Origin of the sequence: Pseudomonas fluorescens, assembly GCF_902498195.1 — a bacterium.
Taxonomy (GTDB): domain Bacteria; phylum Pseudomonadota; class Gammaproteobacteria; order Pseudomonadales; family Pseudomonadaceae; genus Aquipseudomonas; species Aquipseudomonas fluorescens_BU.
Window position 1 is genome coordinate 225,718 of record NZ_CABVIY010000001.1, and the last position, 18,188, is coordinate 243,905.

Genomic DNA, 18,188 nt, shown 5'->3' on the forward strand with positions numbered 1-18,188 from the left:
CCGTATAAACTTGGCGCCATGCGTCGGCCAATAGATGTCTCGGCGCCATAGACAAGAGAGTGAGTAATGGGCGCACAGTGGAAGGTTAAACACAAAGAAGCGGCAGCCAATGCCAAGGGCAAGATCTTCGGCAAACTGGTGAAGGAAATCACCATTGCTGCGCGCAACGGTGCTGATATCACCACCAACGCACACCTGCGCCTGGTGGTCGAACAGGCCAAGAAAGCGTCGATGCCCAAGGAAACCCTGGATCGCGCCATCAAGAAGGGCGCGGGCCTGCTGGGCGAAACCGTGCAATACCATCGCGTGACCTATGAAGGTTTTGCCCCGCATCAGGTGCCGCTGATCGTGGAGTGCGTGACCGACAACATCAACCGCACTGTCGCTGAAATCCGCGTTGCCTTCCGCAAGGGCCAATTGGGCGCTTCCGGCTCCGTGGCCTGGGATTTCAACCACGTCGGCATGATCGAAGCCTCGCCGGACACCCCGGATGCCGATCCGGAAATGGCCGCCATCGAAGCCGGTGCCCAGGATTTCGAGCCCGGTGAAGACGGCGCGACCCTGTTCCTGACCGAGCCAACGGACCTTGATGCGGTACAGAAAGCCCTGCCTGAGCAAGGGTTCACCGTGTTGTCGGCCAAGCTGGGCTATCAGCCGAAAAACCCGGTCAGCGGCCTGAGCGACGAGCAGATGGCTGAAGTCGAAGCCTTCCTTGAAGGTCTCGATAACCATGACGACGTGCAGGACATGTTTGTCGGGTTGGCGGGTTAAACATCAAAAGATCGCAGCCTCCGGCAGCTCCTACAGGGTTACGCGCACACCTGTAGGAGCTGCCGGAGGCTGCGATCTGTTATTTACGCCTGTAATTCCAATACCTGAACGATCTCGCTGAACCCCGGCCGCGCCAGCACATCCGGCTGGCAGCAGCGCTGTTGCAGCGCCTCCAGTTGAACACGCTGTCCATCGGCCAGCCCCGAATCAATCCGCTCCAGCAACTCCCCCAGCAGAATCCCGAACGCCCTCACCTCGATCCGCTGCAATGCACGGCTTTCAAGGCTGTCCGCCATGGCATGGAAAGACGCCGCGCCGAAGTCGCCCAGCAGGCAAGCGCCGTGCTCGTTGAACAGAATATTGTGGCCATAGAGGTCGCCGTGGGTGATGCCCTGGCGGTGCAAATGCCCGGCCACCGAAGCGATGCCTCGGGCAATAGCCAGGGCGACACCGGCACTGTAGCGCGTGTCGTCGGCATAGATGTCGCGGCTGCAGGACGCCAGGCTTGGCAATCCGGCGAGGTTGCGAAAGTCCGGTTCGATCAGTTGCATCACCAGCCCGGCGGTGTGCTGCGGATGATCGACAATCCGGCCTTCAACGCGAATCAGGTTGGGGTGAAGGCCGGCGGTGATGCAGGCGTTCATTTCGTGCAGCGGCGAGCCGTCGCTGGTCATTTCGCCTTTGTAGAGTTTGACGGCGACGGGTGAGACGGGTCGTCCCGGTTGCGCCCAGCTGGCCCGATGGATCACGCCCGAAGCGCCTTGGCCCAGTTGCTGTTCCAGCCGCAGCTGCGACCAGGGGATGCTCGCCGTCGGTTCAAGGGTGGCTTCGGTTTCCAGCGGGTTACCGGCGTAGGCCAGCCAGGCCAGGCTCGGCAGTGACAGCAGCCATTGCGGCAGTTCGGTCAGGCGGTTGGCGGCGAGGCGGATCAGTTCGAGTCGATGGCCATTGCGCAGGCTCTCGGGCAAGCCTTGCAAGCGGTTGCCCGCGAGCATGAGTTTTTGCAGGTGCGGGCGTTCACCCAGTTCGGTCGGCAGGGATTCGATTCGGTTGTCGGTGAGGATCAGCCAGCGCAGCAGCGGCGGCAATGCTTCACCCGGTACGTGCTGGATGCGGTTGGCCTTGAAGCCGACCATGCTCAGCGCCGCGCAGCGGCCGATGCAGGCGGGCAGTTCGGTGAACCGGTTATCGGAGCAGAACAACACGCGCAGGCGAGTCAGGCGATGCAGGTCGTCGGGCAGGCTGCTCAGGGCATTGCCGCTGAGGTTGAGCACTTCCAGGGAGTCGGCCAGGTCGAAGATTTCCCGGGGGAACTCGGTCAGGCCGCAACTCAGGTCCAGGCGCGTGATGCCTGCCAGTGAGCCGGCGCGCAGTTGTGCGAGGGTGTGCATGAGCGGAGTTCGCTATCGATTCAAGAATGGGCGGCATGATAGCGGGTGACTGTGTTGCCTGTCAGGGCGCCTTCGCGAGCAAGCCCGCTCCCACAGTTAACCGCGTTCTTTCAAACGACTCGGTCTACTGTGGGAGCGGGCTCGCTCGCGAAGAGGCGTTCAACCACACCAGAAAACTAAGCTTCTCGCACCTCGACCAACTGCCCCAACCGGCTGCGCGTGCGCGCCAGGTCAATGGCATCGCCACCCAGGCTTTCGCGCAACGAACGCTGCCCGAGCAGGATCAGGTGCTTGTCCTGGTCGTACAAGACGTCCACCAGATTGATGAAGCGCTGCTGGGCGGCAATCGAGCAGTCGGCCAGGCTGGGCAGTTCGTCGATGATCCAGTGATCGAAGCGCCGGCACAGTTCCAGGTAATCCATGACCGCCGTGGGGTGGTCGCACAGGTCGCTGAAGGTGAAGCCGATGGTGCGCCCCTCACAGTAGCGGGCGGGCAGATGGCGCGTGCCGACCGGCAGGGCGATGGCCGGCGCGTCGGCGGCGGGCAGGTTCGAGGCACGTCGCTGCGCCTGGGTGGCGGGCCACACATACAAGCCCTGGGTGAACAGTTGCTGCGCGTGGGTTCTGGCCTGACTGCGATAGTCATGGGGGCCGCCGACTTCCATCACCTGCATGCGCGCATTGATCAGGTCGATCACCGGTTTGAAGCGCGCGTGGTACAGCGGATTGGGCAGCAGGCCTTCCGGCGGGTAATTGGAGGTCACCAGCAACAGGATGCCGCGGCGGAACAGGGCCTTGAACAGCCGCGTGATCAACATCGCATCGCCGATGTCGTGGACGTGGAACTCGTCGAAGCACAGCACCCGGCAATCGCTGAGCAATTCATCGAGGGTGGTCGCCAGCGCATCCGGTTGATCGCGATGACGGAACATCCCCTGGTGCAACCGGGCAAAGAATTCGTGGAAGTGCAGGCGCTGTTTTTCCGCCAGGGGGATGGCCTGGAAAAAGCCGTCGAGCAGCCAGCTCTTGCCCCGGCCCACGGCGCCATGCAGGTAAAGACCCGGCAGGGTTTTCGCCCCGACCCCCTGCAGCGTCATGGCGTGCTGCGCCATGCAGTCGATCACGCGTTGCTGGCTGTGGCTGAGGGTGTAGCCCTGGGAATGAGCCTTGTGATGAAAGTAGTCATGGATGACCCGGCCATTCGGCGTGCCGGGGTTCGATGCCTTGCCAAAGAGACGGCGCAACGATGACCAGCGCGGTGCGAGTCGCGAACGGTTGGGCGGTCGAACGGCCACTGTGATGTCACCCCGTAATCTTCAGGCAGGCTCCCCGAGCCACAGCGGCCAGTTTAACCAAAAGGGGCAATTTGCTTCCAGTTGTGTCGACGAGGGCGAGGGATTGTTAGACAGAATACTGCGGTGTGTACAGCTTATTGCCCGTTGCAATCCGAGTGTTTTCCGGTAATGGCCATACGAAATCACTGCTTTTGTACGGATCCAATTTTGACGTGCGACTGGCGATATTTCGATGTCTTGCTAATCTTTTTTTCACAAGACCTCCCTCAAAAGGAATGGGGCCGTGAATGGACATGTGGCAGTGGCAGTCTTGGGCGTAGGGCTTTGTGCATCGGTGTCGGCCGCTGATCTGCTGGTGCAGGTGCGGGTCGACGTGCAGCGTGGCTGTCAATTGGTCGGGCAACAACGCAGCGCCGGCGGCGAGCAACTGGGCATGCTGGATTTCGGCAGCAGCGCGCGCCTGGATGATCGTACCGGGCCGCTGGGGGCGGCCCTGATGAACGAGCGCTTGCCACGGCTCGAATGCAACCCCGATACCCCTTATCAATTACGCGTCGATGGCGGCCTGCACGGTGGCGTCGGCGACGTGCGCTACATGGCGGGCGACGCCGAACACAGCAAACCCATTCCGTATCGCCTCTACCAGGACCCGGCCCGGCGCATTCCGCTGGCGGTGGATGTGCCGGTGAGCGGTCGCGTGCCCGATAGCGGCTCGGTGGATTTGCCGTTGTATGCCCGCATCGAGCCCCTGGCGGAGATTCCCCGGGTCAGCCGTTATTCGGACCTGGTGAAGGTGACCCTGACCTGGTAAGCGCAACAGCAACAGGCAACCTGGCGGATCCGGGTTGTGCAAGGAAGGGGGCGTTCGCGAACGAACGACCGTGTGTTTGATCCTGAAGGAATTGGGATGGGTGTGATGACAAGGTTCTGGATGGTTTTCGCCGTGGGAACGCTGGTGCTGTCGAGCGGTATCGCGCAGGCGGCCGTCAGCGGGCAGATCCAGGCCCGGCTGACGCTGATCGCCGGTTGCGAAGTGAGCAACGCTGCCAGTCCGGGCGTTCCGCTCAGCGAGTTCGGCACGCTGGATTTCGGCCAGCAAGGGCCGACCTGGAACAACCCGATCAGGGCCAGTCTCAGTGATGAAGCCAGCGGCAAGTTGAACGTGGCCTGCAATCCCTCGGTCACCGGTTTCACCGTCACCATCGATGGCGGCAGCCATGGCGACGGCACCACCCGACGCCTGAGCAACGGTAGCCAGACCATTGCCTATCAATTGTTCCTCGATGCTTCCGGCAACCAGCGTTACAGCATCGGCCAACATCACAATTTCGCTGTCACCAGCGGGGCGCAGATACCGATCCCGGTATTCGGCTCGGTGGTGGCGAACACCCGCGCGTTACCGGCTGGTGTCTACACCGACACCCTGACGGTCACGCTCGACTGGTAACCCCGTAGAGGAAGGACACCATGCGTACGTTTGCATCAAGGATAGGTTTGTCATTGCTTGGCCTGACCCTGGCGTCCGGCGCCCAGGCAGCCACCACGGTCACCGGCCAGATCACCTCCAGCCTGGTCCTGACCAGCAGTTGTCAGGTCAACGGGTCCAGCGGTGCTACGGGCCTGAACTTCGGTGCCTTGAATTTCGGCACCGACAACACCCAGTTCACCACCGCCAATGGACAGGTGCTGGGCGGTGGCGGCGGCGCGCTGTCGATTCTGTGCTCCAGCGGCACCACGCCAACGGTCAAGGTGCGTGCTGGCGCCCACGACGGACAATCGCCGGGCGGCACCCGGGCGCTGTACGACGGTGTCGCCAACTATGTGCCGTACGACTTGTACACCGACGCGGGACACTCGCAGATCCTGGCCATTGACGGGGTGATCAACCTCGCGGCCAGCACCGGTGAGGCGCAGACCGTGAACATCTACGGTCAGGCGGTGGGCAAGGCCGGTCTGCCAGCGGGCACCTACACCGACACCATTTCCGTTGAACTGACGTTCTAGCGCCATGGCCCGACATGGCCGGGCGGCGCTGCTCCTGCTGTGTGCGGGCTGCGTGCCGTTGCCGCTGGCGGCGGTGACCAGCCAGAGCTTCCAGGTCAGCGCCACCGTGACGCCCGGGTGCCTGGTGGTCGGCGGGGTGTCCAGTTACGGCAGCCTGAACTTCGGCAGTCGCCCGGCCCAGGCCACCGGCACGGTGCAGGTGGCGCTGACTGGCGGCGTGCAGTTGCAATGCACGCCGGGCGTGACGCTGAACATGAGTGTCGATGGCGGTCAGTACAACAGCGGCGGGCGACACCTGCAGCTCACCACCGGCAGCAACCGGTTGGCGTACCAGCTGTTTCGCGACGCGGCGTTCAGCCAGAGCCTGGGAATCGGGCAGAGCGTGGCGGTGTCGTACAGCAACGCGAACAACATCAGCCTGCCGATTTACGGTCAGGTGCAGTTACCGGGCAATCAGCCCGTGGGGACCTACAGCGACGTACTGCAAGTGCAGCTGTCGTGGTAACGGGGCGAACGGATCAGGCCCGACGGGCATAAGGAGTGGGACATGAGTTCACCATCGCAACGGCCTTCGGTCGTACGTCACGCGTTGCTGGCCCTGCTGTGGCTGGGGGCGGCCAAGGTGCAGGCGGCGAGTTCGGTGCTGATCTGGCCGATCGATCCGGTGTTGGAGGCCGATCAACAGGCCAGCGCCCTGTGGCTGGAAAATCGCGGGAACGAGACCGCCAATCTGCAAATCCGGGTGTTTGCCTGGAGCCAGAGCGGCTTCAGCGATCAATACCAGAACCAGCGCGACGTGATCGGCAGCCCGCCGGTGGCGAAGATCGAGCCGGGCCAGAAACAACTGGTGCGCCTGACCCGCACCCGGGACATCCCGCCGGGGCAGGAGCTGGCCTACCGCATCATCATCGATGAAATTCCTTCGGCCAGGCCACCCGAGGCCGACGACGGCAAGACCGCGGCGGCCATTCGTTTCCAGATGCGCTATTCGGTGCCGCTGTTTGCCTATGGCGCGGGGCTGTGGAGCAAGGAAGACACCACCCGCCCGCGCGATCCGAAAGGCGTTGGCCTGCCGGACCTGAGCTGGCGCACGGTGGCGGTGGACGGGCGTCCCTATGTCGAGGTGCGCAACCAGGGAGCGGTGCACGCGCGCCTGACCGATGTGGCACTCAAGCAGGGCAGCCAGAGCAAACCGCTGGTGGACGGATTGCTGGGGTATGTGTTGCCCGGCGCGATCATGCGCTGGCCCGCGCCCGGCCCGGTGGCTGGCGACCCGGCGCTGCAGGTGCGGGTCAATGGCGGGCCACAGGTGCAGAGCATTCCACCGGCAAAATGAACAAGCGTTTTTATCTGTAGGCGCTGGCGCAGGCTGCGATCGTTACCGGCGGCACACGGAGGTAATTGTCCATTGACGGACGTACAGCGGTAATGAGCCAGGGTAAGGCTCGCAGTTTGCAGCGTCCGTGGTGGGTCGTTGGCTGTGTCTGTTGCCTGGCACTCATTCATCATGCGCAGGCCGGCGATCTGCCGCCTCCGCCCAGTGGCATGGAGGCGGTGGCCGATGCGCAGTTGTTTCTGGAATTGGTGGTCAACCAGATGAACACCGGACGGGTCGTGGCGGTCGAGCAGCGCAACGGGCAGTTCTTCGTGCCCGCCAGCGCGTTGCGTGAAACCGGCATGAAACTGCCACAGGACATCGGCGCCGAAGTCGGCCTCGACAGCCTGCCGGGCCTGCACAGCGAGTACGACAGTCACGCACAGCGCCTGTTGCTGGACGTGCCGCCAGACTGGCTGCCCGAGCAGTTTGTCGGCCGTCGCGAAGTGTATCCGCGCACCCCGGCCCTGAGCAGTTTCGGCGCCTTGCTCAACTATGGCCTGTACCTCAACGACACCGATGACGCCGGCACCTACCTGGCGGCGTGGAATGAAGTGCGGCTGTTCGACGGCTGGGGCACGCTGTCCAATACCGGGCAATATCGTCGCACCTTGTCCGGTGGTGAACTCAACACGCTGAACAATGGCTACCTGCGCTACGACACCACCTGGCGTTACTCCGACGATGATCGGCTGCTGACCTACGAGGCTGGCGACCTGGTCAGCGGTGCCTTGCCCTGGAGCAGTTCGGTGCGCCTGGGCGGTGTGCAATGGTCGCGGGACTTCGGCGTGCGTCCGGACCTGGTGACGTACCCCTTGCCGCAGTTTGCCGGTGAAGCGGCCGTGCCGTCCTCGGTGGACCTGTTCATCAACGGCTACAAATCCAGCAGCGCCGATTTGCAGCCCGGTCCTTACACGTTGACCAATATTCCGTTCATTAACGGCGCCGGCGAAGCCGTGGTGGTCACCACCGACGCACTGGGGCGACAGGTGTCGACCACGGTGCCGTTCTACGTCACCAGCAGTTTGCTGCAAAAAGGCCTGTCGGACTTTTCCGTGGCGGCGGGCACCTTGCGCCAGGACTACGGCTTGCGCGATTTCAGTTACGGCCCCGGTGTCACCTCCGGCAGCCTGCGCTACGGCCTGAGTGACAACTTCACTGTGGAAAGCCACGCCGAAGCCTCCGATTCCCTGACCCTCGGCGGCGTCGGCGGCAATGTGCGCCTGGGCAATTTCGGGGTGCTCAACAGTGCCGTCAGCCAAAGCCGTTTCGACGGCCAAAGCGGGCAACAACTGAGCCTCGGTTATCAGTACAGCAGCCAGCGCTACAGTTTTTCCTGGCAGCGCCTGCAACGGCGTGATCAATACGCCGACCTGACCGTGATCGACAGCGCCTTCACCACCCTGAGCAAGCGCAGCGAGCAGGCGACGCTGAGCCTCAACCTCGATACCTGGGGCAGCCTGGGCGCCGGGTACTTCGACGTGCGCGCCGCGGACGATTCGCGTACCCGCCTGCTCAACCTGACGTGGAGCAAACCCTTGTGGCGCAGCAGCAGTTTCTACCTGTCGGCCAACCGCGAGATCGGCGACAGCAACTGGGCGGTGCAGGCGCAACTGGTGATTCCGTTCGACCTGCGCGGCAGCCTGGCGATCAGCAGCGAACGCAGCAAGACCGGGCAGACCCGGCAGCGGGTCAACTACAGCCGCGCCGTGCCAACCGAGGGCGGGGTGGGCTTCAACCTCGGTTACGCCAAGGGTGACGGGCCGGATTATCGCCAGGCCGACCTGACCTGGCGCCTGCAATCGGTGCAGTTGCAGGCGGGCGTCTACGGCACCCGCGATGCCCAGACCCGCTGGGCCGATGCCAGCGGGTCGCTGGTGTGGATGGACCGCCAGGTGTTCGCCGCCAATCGCATCGACGATGCCTTTGTGGTGGTCAGCACCGAGGGCTACGCCGACATCCCGGTGCGCTACGAGAACCAGCAGGTCGGCCAGACCGATCGCAACGGCCACCTGTTGGTGCCCTGGAGCAGCGCCTACTACCGTGGCAAATACGAAATCGACCCGCTCAACCTGCCGTCCAACGTGCGCAGCCCGAACGTCGAACAACGCATTGCGGTACGGCGGGGCAGCGGTTATCTGCTGGAGTTCCCGCTCAGCCGGGTGATCGCCGCGAGCATCGTGCTGGTGGATGCCCGGCAGCAGGAATTGCCCCTGGGCAGCGGCGTGGTGCATGAGCAGAGTGGCACGCAGACCGTGGTCGGCTGGGACGGTCTGGTGTACCTGGAAAACCTGCAAGCCGACAACCGTTTGCAGGTAACCCTGGCCGATGGGAAAACCTGCCATGTGCAATTCTCTGTCGACATGAAGCAGGATCAGATTCCACTGATCGGGCCGTTGGTGTGCCGATGAAGGGGCTGATGCTGTTGGCCCTCTGGCTGCCGGGTTCGGCGTGGGCCCTGTGCTCGGTGGTCACGACTGCGCCCGTGAGCTTCGGCTCGCTGAGTTCCATCGCCGTGCGGACGACGTCGCAGCCCGGTTCCACGCTCAATGCAGGCTTGAGCTGCACCGGCTCGCTGCTGTCATTGCTGACCAGCAACGACCACTTCTGGGCCACCGTCACCTCGACCCAGGGCGGTTTGCGCGGGCCCACCGGCGACATCATTGGCTACACGATCTACGCCAACAACAGCACCAGTTACCCGCTGACCCGCGGCACCGCCTACGACTTTGCCCGCAACGGCATCATCGACGCCCTTGGCCTGCTCAATGGAACGGTGCCGAAAACCGTACCCTTGTATTTCGGCACCACCCTGGGCAGTAACGTCGCGGCCGGGGTCTACAGTGAAACCCTGAGCATCTTCTGGAACTGGAACTATTGCTCGGGCATCGGTATCGGCGCCGTGTGCATTGGCCGCGATATCAGCAGTGGCACCACGACGCTGACGGTCAACCTCACCGTGGCCAACGACTGCATCATCACCGCACCGAATATCGCCTTTGGCAGCGCGCCGGTGGTCAGCGCCTTCACCCCGGTCACCGGCCAGACCATCAACCTGACCTGCACCAAGGGCAGTGCCTACACTGTCGGGCTGAGCGACGGGCAGAATCCGCTCAGTGTCGGTGGACGTCGACGGATGATTTCCGGCAGCAATTATCTGGCCTACGACATCTTCAAGAGCGCCGGCACCACCCGTTGGGGCAGCGTTGGCGCCGCGCGGCGGGCCAGTTCGGATGCGGAGGTCAATCCGGGGAACGGGTTGGGAAACGGCAGCCAGGTCTTCAATTACAACGCGAGGATTTATACCGACCAGACGACGCCGCCGGCCGGCACTTACCTGGACAGTGTGGTGCTGGATGTGGGGTTTTGAACTGACCGCCGGATGTTCAGGCGCCTTCGATCCCCTGTGGGAGCGGGCTTGCTCGCGAAGAGGCCGTGTCAGTCAACCTTTTTGCCGAATGACACACCGCCTTCGCGAGCAAGCCCGCTCCCACAGGGGGTGATGGTGATCAGAAGTTCAGGGTCTGCCTGAGCATCCGCGCCGCCGGCGTGTCCGTCGGGCTGACCATCGCATAGTTGTAGCCACTCCCGGACCAATACTCGGCCTGCAATCCGCCATCGCTGCGACTGCCCCTGGGCAACATAAAGTTCTTTGGTCCCGGCGGGCGCACGTAGAAGCTGATCTTGTGTCCGCCCTGGTCTTCATACACCACCATCGCCGCCGGCCCCTGTTCAGTGCTGAGCAAGCGCCCGCTCACCGGTTTGAAGCCCGCGCCGGCAAGGTCGGGCAAGCGATTGGCCTGGGTGAAGTAGCGATCGAGCCAGCCCTGCATGTCGCCGTCATCGCCGGCCTTGTAGTCCGCCGGCAGCAGACCCTGCTCGGCAATCAAACGGTAAGCCTGCAGGGCATCGGCCATTGGTTGCGCCGCGCTGAGCAGGGTCATTTCCCGGGCCTGCCAGCCACTGAAGCCGCCGACGCTGACGGCCAGCAACAGCACGGCGGCACTGGCCAGGTGACGACGGGACTGGCGTTTGAGGCGCTGGCGAATCAGCGCGGGATCGAGGTCCGGATTGGCCGGTTGCTGCAAGGCGCCACTCAGGGCCGCGCGCAGTTGCTGGGCGTCCTGTTGCCAGGCCCGAACCTGTGCAGCCGTCTGCGGATGGCTGGCGAGAAACGTCTCCACCAGACGCCGGTCGTCTTCGCCGAGTTGGTGGTCGACATAAGCGTGCAGGTCACGCTCGCTGGGGGGCATGCTGATCATTTGAGTCTCCGCAGGGCAGGGCGGGTGATTTCGCCATCGCTGAGTTGGCGCAGGGCCTGGCGGGCCCGGGACAGGCGGGACATCACGGTGCCGGTGGGGACGTCGAGAATCTCGGCGACCTCTTTATAGCTCAGGCCTTCCACCGACACCCACAGCAGCAGTGCGCGCTGTTCGGCGGGCAATTGGTCGAAGGCGTTGAGGGTCGATTGGGCGATCACGGTGCGCTCCACCGAAGGTTGCGCATCATCGCGCCCGGTAAAGAATTCGAGCATTCGCGCATAGCGCCGGGAGCGTCGGTGGGCGTCGAGAAACTGTCGATACAGAATTGCGAACAGCCAGGCGCGCAAGTCGCCTTCGGGGCGCTTATCGCCCCAGCTCGACAGCGCACGCTCCAGGCACGACTGCACCAGGTCGTCGGCGCTGCTGGCATTGCGCGTCAGCGATACGGCGAAGCGGCGCAACCTGGGAATGATTTCTCTCAGTTGTTCGTCGATCTCGTTCATGAAGTTCTGGCTAGTCACTACGCTATGGACTAGGAAGACGCCCGGCATCCGAGGTTATTCCACGCCCGGAAAAATAAACACCAGGCGATGGAATAAACCGCCGTGGGGTTCGTCTGCCTGATTCTTCTCACTTGTGGCCGATGGCCCTGGAGTCTTTCATGGTAGATCGATCATCACCGCCACCCTTGAGTGCCGCCAGCCTGACGTTGCGTCTGGCCGGCATTGCCGTGGTCGTCGCGGTCGTGGCCGGGGCATTTGCCTACGTCAACGGCACCTTTGACCCACAGCGCCTGACGCCGAAAAAACTGATCAATGTGCTGGAAACCAACAACGGCGTGCACCCCGGATTCCGCCGCAATCACGCCAAGGGCGTGTGCGTGATCGGCCATTTCGAGAGCAGCGGCGAGGCGCGCAGTTATTCCAGCGCACAGGTGTTCAACGAACCGCGCACGCCGGTGGTTGGCCGTCTCGCGGTGCCCCCCGGCAATCCTTACGCGCCGGACAGCGCGGCACCGATCCGCAGCCTGGCGCTGCGCTTCACTCAGGCGAACGGCCAGCAGTGGCGGACCGGGATGAACAGCATGCCGGTGTTCCCGGTGGCCACGCCCGAGGCGTTCTATCAGTTGCAGCAAGCCCAATCGCCACTGCCTTCGACCGGTAAACCGGACCCTGCGGCAGTGCCGGCATTCTTCGGTTCGCACCCCGAAGCCGCGGCGTTCCTGGCATGGGTGAAAACCGCGAAACCTTCGGCCAGCTACGTGACGGAAACTTACAACAGCGTTAACGCGTTCTATCTGGTCAATGCCGCCGGGCAAAAACAGGCGGTGCGCTGGAACATGGTGCCGGTCGCCCAGGATGCACCGGGTGCAGCAGCGCCAGAGGGCAGCGATTATCTGGATAAAGATCTGGTGCAACGTATCGCTGCGGGCCCACAGCGCTGGCAATTGATGATCACCCTGGCCAACCCCGGTGACCCGGTCAACGACGCCACCAAGGTCTGGCCCGAAGGCCGCAAGGTGCTGAACGCCGGTACTCTGGTGCTGGAAAGCGTGCAGCCGCAACTCAGCGGAGAGTGCCGCGACATCAACTATGACCCACTGGTGTTGCCCTCCGGCATCGAGGCTTCCGACGACCCATTGCTTGCCGCACGCTCGGCCGCCTATGCCACTTCCTACCTGCGTCGCACCAGCGAAGTCAGCCAGTTGCCCGCCGCCCAACAGGAGGCCCAGCAATGAGCACTCAACCTAACCACTTCGCTCCTTTGGCGCGCCTGCTGCACTGGCTGATGGCCCTGATGATCATCGCCATGCTGTTCATCGGCGCGGGCATGGTCGCCTCGGTGTCCGAACGCCATGAATGGCTGATCCACCTGCACAAACCCTTGGGCGTGGCGATTCTGTTGCTGGTGATCGTGCGTCTCGTAGTGCGCTTCTCCACGAAGCAACCACCCTTGCCCGCCGACCTGCCGGGCTGGCAAGCGCTGGCGGCCAAGGCGTCGCATGTATTGCTGTACGCCTTGATGCTGGTTTTGCCGTTGCTGGGTTGGGCGATGATCTCGGCATCAGGCGAGCCGGTGATGCTCGGCAGTTCGTTGCAGTTACCGTCGATTGTGTCGGCCAATGCGCAGGTGTTCGCATTCCTGCGCAAGGCCCATGGGTATCTGGCGTATTTGCTGTTTTTGACGGTGTTGCTGCATCTGGCGGCGGCGTTGTATCACGGTTGGGTGCGCCGGGATGGGGTGCTGGAGAGCATGTTGCGGGGTAAGGATCGCAGCCGGCTGTAAGCTGGAAATACAAAAGATCGCAGCCTTCGGCAGCTCCTACAGGGATCGGCGTTTACCTGTAGGAGCTGCCGAAGGCTGCGATCTTTTGATCTTAAAGGGCAATCAGCGCAACGAGCCGACCATCTCGGTCACGGTCGTCAGTACATCCTTGGCCAACTGCTTCGACCGCTTGCCCGACCAACCCGTCAGCGGATTCGGCGCATCGTCGTTGTCCTTGAACGGCATCTCCAGGGTCAACGACAGGCAGTCGTATTTCTGGCCGACGCTGTTGCACGCCAGGGTCATGTTGGCTTTGCCCGGTTCGTCGCGGGTGTAGCCGTGTTTGGTCTGGAAGTCCTTGGTCAGGTGTTTCAGGTGGCTGCGGAAGTGCTCTTCGAGTGCTGCGATCCGCGGCGTGTAGCCGGGGTTGCCTTCGCAGCCGGCGGTGAAGACGTAAGGGATTTCTTCGTCGCCATGGATGTCGAGGAACAGGTCGACGCCGTACTTTTCCATCTGCTGCTGGACGAAAAAGACTTCCGGGCTGATTTCCTGGCTGGCGCTCTGCCAGGCGCGGTTCAGGTCCTGGCCCATGGCGTTGGTGCGCAGGTGGCCGTGGAACGCGCCGTCCGGGTTCATGTTCGGCACCAGGTACAGGTCGGCGCTGGCCAGCAGTGTGTTCAGTACCGGATCGTCGTGATGTTCCAGGCGCTCGATCACGCCTTCCATGAACCACTCGGCCATGTGTTCGCCCGGATGTTGCTGGGCAATGATCCACACCTTGCGCCGGCCTTCGGCACCGGTGCCTTTGCGCAGCAGTTGAATGTCACGCCCTTCGACGCTCTTGCCGGTGGCCAGCAGTTCGGTGCCGGCCTTGCTCAGCGCCTGCTCGATCAACCAGTCGTGGCGACCCCGGCTGTAGGGTTCGAAGTAGGCGAACCAGGCATGGGTTTGCGTGGCTTCGAGGCAGAAGCGCAGGCAGTCGCCTTCGAAGATGGTCGGCACCTGGAACCAGTTGACGTGATCATAGGAGGCCCGGGCCTGATAGCCGTCCCAGGCCTTGTTGTACGAAGACTGGCTGGCATTGTTCAGGCGAAACCAGTGTTCCTGGCCGACGTGCAGACCGCTGGCCTTGAAGTGGAACCATTGAAAGTGGTTGCTTTTGGTGTCGGGTCGCATGGCCAGCAAGGGCTTGAGAGGGTCGCTGACATCGATCACCTGGATGTTGCCGCTGTCGAAGTTGGCAGTGATGTCGAGAGTTTTAGCCACGGTCAGGGTTCCTGATTAAGATTTTTATGGCGGCTACTTTACACGCAAGAGCAGGGGGTTAGGAGCGTAGAAAAACCGGCTCACCCGCCATGCCGCCGATTTGATTCGCGGCTCACCCTTTGCCGGAAAGTCCACCGTCACAGCATAGCTATCGGGCGTGTTACCACCCGCACCCTTTTGTGGCGCTGTGGTGACAGCGTGGGGCGTTTCAACTCGTTACCGTCCGGTATCGCAGGCTGCACATGGCGCCACCCATTCCTGATAAGTCAATCCAATCAAACACCTGCATCCCATGTGTGGATTCTGGCATGCAATGTGCTTTTTTGGCTTTATGGATAATTGGATACAAAAATACAAAAGGTGCTTACGATGAAATTCGCCCCTGTCTACACCGAGCGCCAGCCCGTGACCGCCGAAGAGGAGGCCTACAACTTTCTCCTGGAAGCGATTTGCAAAGGACGTTACCGCACCGGTGAACGGCTGATTGCCGAGGACATCGCCGGGGAAATCGGCATGAGCCGCATGCCGGTGCGCGAAGCCTTCCGCCGTCTGGATGCCGACGGCTTGGTCACGCTGCGACCCAATCGCGGTGCCATCGTGCGCGGCTTGAACATCGATGAAATGCGGGAAGTGTTCGAGATGCGCAGCGCCCTTGAAGGCCTGGCCATCCGCGTCGCCGTGACCAAACTCACCGAGCGCCATTTCAGCCAGCTGGAGCGCCTGCTCGATGAAATGGACGACTACCGCGAAGACGGTGCCGAGTGGGTCAGCCGACATCGTGCGTTCCATGAGTACCTGTGCAGCCTCAGTGAGCGCCCGCGCCTGATGCGGCAAATCTCGGCGCTGTATTCGGTGATCGAGCCGCACATGCGCCTGTGGCTGCAACACGCCGACAAACCCCGCAGCGCCCGGGACGAACACGCCTCGATCGTTGACGCCTTGCGTACCGGCGACCCGGACAAAGCCGCCGCCGTGGTGTGCGAACACATCGAGGGCACCATTCCGCGGCTCATTCAGTTTCTCGAAGCCCACCAATAGAACAACCCCATCCCCCGTAGGAGCTGTGTAGGAGCTGTCGAGTGCAACGAGGCTGCGATCCTTTGACTTTCAAAGACAAGATCAAAAGATCGCAGCCTGCGGCAGCGCCTACGGGGGTTTACGTTGCAGCCACTTGGAGTTTTGCCATGCACAAGCCTTGCGCGTTAGCTGCTGTCCTGTCCTTGAGTCTGTGTTCGCAATGGGCGCTCGCCGCCCCCGAGTTACCCGAGCGTCTGAGCAAAAGTGAAAAGATCGTCTATTGCTCCGGCATGGATTCGCCACCGCTGGTGTCATTCGACATGAAGCAACAACCGGTCGGGCTTCAAGTCGACATGGGGCAAGCCATTGCCCAGCGCCTGGGCGACAAGAAAGTCGAATGGCGCATCTCGCCCTTCGCCGGGCTGATCCCGGCCTTGCTGGCGCAGCAGTGCGACATGATCGTCGATCAGTTGTTCGACAAGCCCGAACGCCGCGAGGTGATCGACATCGTCAACTTCATGTATTCCAGCCAGTCCATCGTGGTGCCCAAGGGCAACCCGAAAGCGGTGAACACTTTGGAGGATCTGTCCGGGCTGAAGGTCGCTGTCAGCAACGGTTCGACCATCCGCGTGTTGCTGGGCAAGGAAAACGAAAAACTCGAAGCGGCCGGCAAGGCACCGATGAAACTGGTGGTGTACAACGTCGACGCCGATGCCTTCCAGGCCTTGCGCATCAATCAGGTGGACGCCTTCGGCACCACGGTCGAATCCGCCGGCCACTATCAGCAACTGGCCCCGGACCTGTTTCAGTCGGCGGTGCCGGCATTCAATCGCATCCTCACCGGTTTCGGCGTGCGTAAAAGCGATCCGCAGCTGACGGTGGCCTTGACCGAAGTGTTGCAAGGCATGCGCGCCGACGGCAGTTACGCCGCGCTCCTCAGCAAATGGCATGTCGACAGCGACAAACTGGACTGAGGGCAAACCGAATGAATTTCAATTGGGATGTGTTCTGGCAGTACCTGTTGCAGCCCAGCGATGTGTACCTGACGGGGTTGTGGCTGACCTGCCTGATCAGTGTGTCGGCGATGTTGCTCGGTTGCGTGCTGGGGCTGATCGCCGCGTTGATGAAACTGTCGAGCAACCCGCTGTTGCAGTATCCGGTGCGCTTTTACGTCTGGTTGATGCGCGGCACGCCGCTGTTGGTGCAGATCGTGTTTCTGTACACGGCCTTGGCGGCGGGGGGCATTTTCCGCTTTGAAGACCTCGACCTTGGCTGGTTCATCGTGCCCGGCAACATCCAGGCCGCGATCATCGCCCTGGGCCTGAATGAAGGCGCGTACATGGCCGAGATCATCCGTGCCGGCATCGGCGCGGTGGACAAGGGCCAGTACGAAGCGGGCCGTTCCCTGGGCATGACCTTTGCCAAGTTGATGCGCCGAATCGTGTTGCCCCAGGCGTTCCGGGTGATCGTGCCGCCGCTGGGCAACGAGTTCAACGTGATGCTGAAAAACACCACGCTGGTCAGCGTGATCGGGGTGCAGGAGTTGTTGCTGAGTACGCAGATGGTGACGTCGGCGACGTTCCGGGTGTTCGAGTTGTACCTGGTCGTGGCCATTTACTTCCTGGTCTTGACCACGCTCTGGGGCTTTTTCCAGCGTTGGCTCGAAGCGCGTTTCGGTCAGTCGGATCGTCCGGCGCCGGCCGCCAGTCGGATGTTCGGTCGTAACACCATGAAACTGTTGAGGGGGCGTTGAGATGGCGCACATGAGTGAAGAGCTGGTCATCGAAGCGCTGGACATTCACAAGTCCTTCGGTGACCTGGAAATTCTCAAGGGCATTTCCCTGCAAGTGCGACGGGGCGAAGTGGTGGTGCTGATCGGTGCGTCCGGGTCCGGCAAAACCACGTTCATTCGGTGTATCAACTTGCTGGAGGACATTCAGTCCGGACAGATCCGTGTGTCTGGCAAGCCGATGGGGTATCGCACCCGGGCCGACGGCAGCCTGGCCCGTGATTCGGAACGCAACATCGCCCGCCAGCGCCGGGACATCGGCATGGTGTTCCAGCGCTTCAACCTGTTCCCGCACATGACCGCCCTGGAAAACATCATCGAAGCGCCCATCCAGGTGCTGGGGGTGGCCCGCGCGGCGGCGGTCGAGCAGGCGCGCGCCTTGCTCAAGCGCGTCGGGCTGGCGGAGAAGGCGGATCACTATCCGTCGATGTTGTCCGGTGGCCAGCAGCAGCGGGTCGCGATTGCCCGGGCATTGGCCATGAAACCGCAGGCGATGCTGTTCGACGAACCCACCAGTGCCCTGGATCCGGAGACGGTCGGCGAAGTGCTGCAGGTGATGAAGGAGCTGGCCGAGGAGGGCATGACCATGGTCGTGGTCACCCACGAAATGGGGTTTGCCCGGGAAGTGGCCGACCGGGTGGTGGTGCTCGACCAGGGCGAACTGATCGAACAGGGCCCGCCGGAGCAGATCTTCAGCCAGCCCGTCCATGCCCGTACGCGGGCGTTCCTCAGCCGCGTGTTGTGAACCCGTCA

General features: G+C 62.6%; 19 protein-coding genes. 14 read left to right on the forward strand and 5 right to left on the reverse strand.

Annotation, left to right across the window (positions count from 1 at the left end; genetic code table 11):
* The first annotated feature begins 66 nt into the window (after positions 1-66).
* The gene (locus F8N66_RS00985; RefSeq protein ID WP_150768399.1) at positions 67-771 is read left to right on the forward strand and encodes a YebC/PmpR family DNA-binding transcriptional regulator; all 705 of its coding nucleotides are present in this window, start codon (positions 67-69) and stop codon (positions 769-771) included.
* Between the two features lie 83 nt (positions 772-854).
* Here F8N66_RS00985 and F8N66_RS00990 read toward each other — a convergent pair whose 3' ends face one another.
* Positions 855-2,162: a leucine-rich repeat-containing protein kinase family protein gene (locus tag F8N66_RS00990; protein ID WP_150768400.1), complete on the reverse strand. Its 1,308-nt coding sequence runs from the start codon at positions 2,160-2,162 to the stop codon at positions 855-857.
* Positions 2,163-2,338: 176 nt separating this feature from the next.
* Positions 2,339-3,457, reverse strand: coding sequence for a cell division protein ZapE (zapE, locus tag F8N66_RS00995; RefSeq protein WP_150768401.1), 1,119 nt, complete (start codon positions 3,455-3,457; stop codon positions 2,339-2,341).
* Positions 3,458-3,740: 283 nt separating this feature from the next.
* On the opposite strand from zapE, the gene F8N66_RS01000 reads away from it, so the two are divergent.
* The 7 genes from F8N66_RS01000 to F8N66_RS01030 all read left to right on the forward strand — a co-directional run bounded on the left by F8N66_RS01000 (position 3,741) and on the right by F8N66_RS01030 (position 10,206).
* On the forward strand, positions 3,741-4,268 hold the full coding sequence (locus F8N66_RS01000) for a spore coat U domain-containing protein (protein ID WP_150768402.1): 528 nt from the start codon (positions 3,741-3,743) through the stop codon (positions 4,266-4,268).
* A gap of 105 nt (positions 4,269-4,373) precedes the next feature.
* Complete coding sequence (locus tag F8N66_RS01005; RefSeq protein ID WP_150768403.1) at positions 4,374-4,904, forward strand: spore coat U domain-containing protein; 531 nt, start codon at positions 4,374-4,376, stop codon at positions 4,902-4,904.
* A gap of 20 nt (positions 4,905-4,924) precedes the next feature.
* The gene (locus F8N66_RS01010; RefSeq protein ID WP_150768404.1) at positions 4,925-5,461 is read left to right on the forward strand and encodes a spore coat U domain-containing protein; all 537 of its coding nucleotides are present in this window, start codon (positions 4,925-4,927) and stop codon (positions 5,459-5,461) included.
* Positions 5,462-5,465: 4 nt separating this feature from the next.
* Entirely contained in the window at positions 5,466-5,966 is a 501-nt protein-coding gene (locus tag F8N66_RS01015) for a spore coat U domain-containing protein (RefSeq protein WP_150768405.1), read from the forward strand.
* Between the two features lie 42 nt (positions 5,967-6,008).
* Positions 6,009-6,797, forward strand: a complete 789-nt coding sequence (locus F8N66_RS01020; protein WP_150768406.1) for a molecular chaperone — start codon at positions 6,009-6,011, stop codon at positions 6,795-6,797.
* Between the two features lie 92 nt (positions 6,798-6,889).
* Positions 6,890-9,247, forward strand: a complete 2,358-nt coding sequence (locus tag F8N66_RS01025) for a fimbria/pilus outer membrane usher protein (RefSeq protein ID WP_150768407.1) — start codon at positions 6,890-6,892, stop codon at positions 9,245-9,247.
* Positions 9,244-10,206: a spore coat protein U domain-containing protein gene (locus F8N66_RS01030; RefSeq protein WP_150768408.1), complete on the forward strand. Its 963-nt coding sequence runs from the start codon at positions 9,244-9,246 to the stop codon at positions 10,204-10,206. The genes F8N66_RS01025 and F8N66_RS01030 overlap by 4 nt, the downstream gene beginning before the upstream one ends.
* A gap of 139 nt (positions 10,207-10,345) precedes the next feature.
* On the opposite strand, the gene F8N66_RS01040 is transcribed toward F8N66_RS01030, so the two are convergent.
* Positions 10,346-11,098 (reverse strand): anti-sigma factor family protein, encoded by a 753-nt coding sequence (locus tag F8N66_RS01040; protein WP_150768409.1) that lies wholly within the window; start codon positions 11,096-11,098, stop codon positions 10,346-10,348.
* Positions 11,095-11,601, reverse strand: coding sequence for a sigma-70 family RNA polymerase sigma factor (locus F8N66_RS01045; RefSeq protein WP_150768410.1), 507 nt, complete (start codon positions 11,599-11,601; stop codon positions 11,095-11,097). The genes F8N66_RS01040 and F8N66_RS01045 overlap by 4 nt, the downstream gene beginning before the upstream one ends.
* 158 nt (positions 11,602-11,759) lie before the next feature.
* On the opposite strand from F8N66_RS01045, the gene F8N66_RS01050 reads away from it, so the two are divergent.
* Both F8N66_RS01050 and F8N66_RS01055 read left to right on the forward strand, forming a co-directional pair.
* A complete protein-coding gene (locus F8N66_RS01050; RefSeq protein ID WP_150768411.1) occupies positions 11,760-12,836 on the forward strand; it encodes a catalase family peroxidase in 1,077 nt (358 codons plus the stop codon).
* A complete protein-coding gene (locus F8N66_RS01055) occupies positions 12,833-13,384 on the forward strand; it encodes a cytochrome b (protein ID WP_150768412.1) in 552 nt (183 codons plus the stop codon). Before F8N66_RS01050 ends, F8N66_RS01055 begins: the two co-directional genes overlap by 4 nt.
* 102 nt (positions 13,385-13,486) lie before the next feature.
* On the opposite strand, the gene F8N66_RS01060 is transcribed toward F8N66_RS01055, so the two are convergent.
* The gene (locus F8N66_RS01060) at positions 13,487-14,635 is read right to left on the reverse strand and encodes a M14-type cytosolic carboxypeptidase (RefSeq protein WP_150768413.1); all 1,149 of its coding nucleotides are present in this window, start codon (positions 14,633-14,635) and stop codon (positions 13,487-13,489) included.
* Between the two features lie 363 nt (positions 14,636-14,998).
* On the opposite strand from F8N66_RS01060, the gene F8N66_RS01065 reads away from it, so the two are divergent.
* The 4 genes from F8N66_RS01065 to F8N66_RS01080 all read left to right on the forward strand — a co-directional run bounded on the left by F8N66_RS01065 (position 14,999) and on the right by F8N66_RS01080 (position 18,180).
* A complete protein-coding gene (locus F8N66_RS01065; protein ID WP_150768414.1) occupies positions 14,999-15,667 on the forward strand; it encodes a GntR family transcriptional regulator in 669 nt (222 codons plus the stop codon).
* 146 nt (positions 15,668-15,813) lie between these two features.
* Positions 15,814-16,620 (forward strand): ABC transporter substrate-binding protein, encoded by an 807-nt coding sequence (locus tag F8N66_RS01070; RefSeq protein ID WP_150768415.1) that lies wholly within the window; start codon positions 15,814-15,816, stop codon positions 16,618-16,620.
* An 11-nt stretch (positions 16,621-16,631) separates the two neighbouring features.
* Positions 16,632-17,399: an amino acid ABC transporter permease gene (locus tag F8N66_RS01075; protein ID WP_150768416.1), complete on the forward strand. Its 768-nt coding sequence runs from the start codon at positions 16,632-16,634 to the stop codon at positions 17,397-17,399.
* Position 17,400: 1 nt separating this feature from the next.
* Positions 17,401-18,180, forward strand: coding sequence for an amino acid ABC transporter ATP-binding protein (locus F8N66_RS01080; protein WP_150768417.1), 780 nt, complete (start codon positions 17,401-17,403; stop codon positions 18,178-18,180).
* Positions 18,181-18,188 lie beyond the last annotated feature (8 nt).

Bases quoted from the DNA above. Each gene is read 5' to 3' on its own strand.
- F8N66_RS01080 (WP_150768417.1), top strand. From the start codon at position 17,401: ATGGCGCACATGAGTGAAGAGCTGGTCATCGAAGCGCTGGACATTCAC.
- F8N66_RS01045 (WP_150768410.1), bottom strand. From the start codon at position 11,601: ATGAACGAGATCGACGAACAACTGAGAGAAATCATTCCCAGGTTGCGC.
- F8N66_RS00990 (WP_150768400.1), bottom strand. From the start codon at position 2,162: ATGCACACCCTCGCACAACTGCGCGCCGGCTCACTGGCAGGCATCACG.
- F8N66_RS01025 (WP_150768407.1), top strand. From the start codon at position 6,890: ATGAGCCAGGGTAAGGCTCGCAGTTTGCAGCGTCCGTGGTGGGTCGTT.
- F8N66_RS01015 (WP_150768405.1), top strand. From the start codon at position 5,466: ATGGCCCGACATGGCCGGGCGGCGCTGCTCCTGCTGTGTGCGGGCTGC.
- F8N66_RS01050 (WP_150768411.1), top strand. From the start codon at position 11,760: ATGGTAGATCGATCATCACCGCCACCCTTGAGTGCCGCCAGCCTGACG.
- F8N66_RS01065 (WP_150768414.1), top strand. From the start codon at position 14,999: ATGAAATTCGCCCCTGTCTACACCGAGCGCCAGCCCGTGACCGCCGAA.
- F8N66_RS01005 (WP_150768403.1), top strand. From the start codon at position 4,374: ATGACAAGGTTCTGGATGGTTTTCGCCGTGGGAACGCTGGTGCTGTCG.
- F8N66_RS00985 (WP_150768399.1), top strand. From the start codon at position 67: ATGGGCGCACAGTGGAAGGTTAAACACAAAGAAGCGGCAGCCAATGCC.
- F8N66_RS01040 (WP_150768409.1), bottom strand. From the start codon at position 11,098: ATGATCAGCATGCCCCCCAGCGAGCGTGACCTGCACGCTTATGTCGAC.
- F8N66_RS01020 (WP_150768406.1), top strand. From the start codon at position 6,009: ATGAGTTCACCATCGCAACGGCCTTCGGTCGTACGTCACGCGTTGCTG.
- F8N66_RS01055 (WP_150768412.1), top strand. From the start codon at position 12,833: ATGAGCACTCAACCTAACCACTTCGCTCCTTTGGCGCGCCTGCTGCAC.
- F8N66_RS01030 (WP_150768408.1), top strand. From the start codon at position 9,244: ATGAAGGGGCTGATGCTGTTGGCCCTCTGGCTGCCGGGTTCGGCGTGG.
- F8N66_RS01075 (WP_150768416.1), top strand. From the start codon at position 16,632: ATGAATTTCAATTGGGATGTGTTCTGGCAGTACCTGTTGCAGCCCAGC.
- F8N66_RS01010 (WP_150768404.1), top strand. From the start codon at position 4,925: ATGCGTACGTTTGCATCAAGGATAGGTTTGTCATTGCTTGGCCTGACC.
- F8N66_RS01070 (WP_150768415.1), top strand. From the start codon at position 15,814: ATGCACAAGCCTTGCGCGTTAGCTGCTGTCCTGTCCTTGAGTCTGTGT.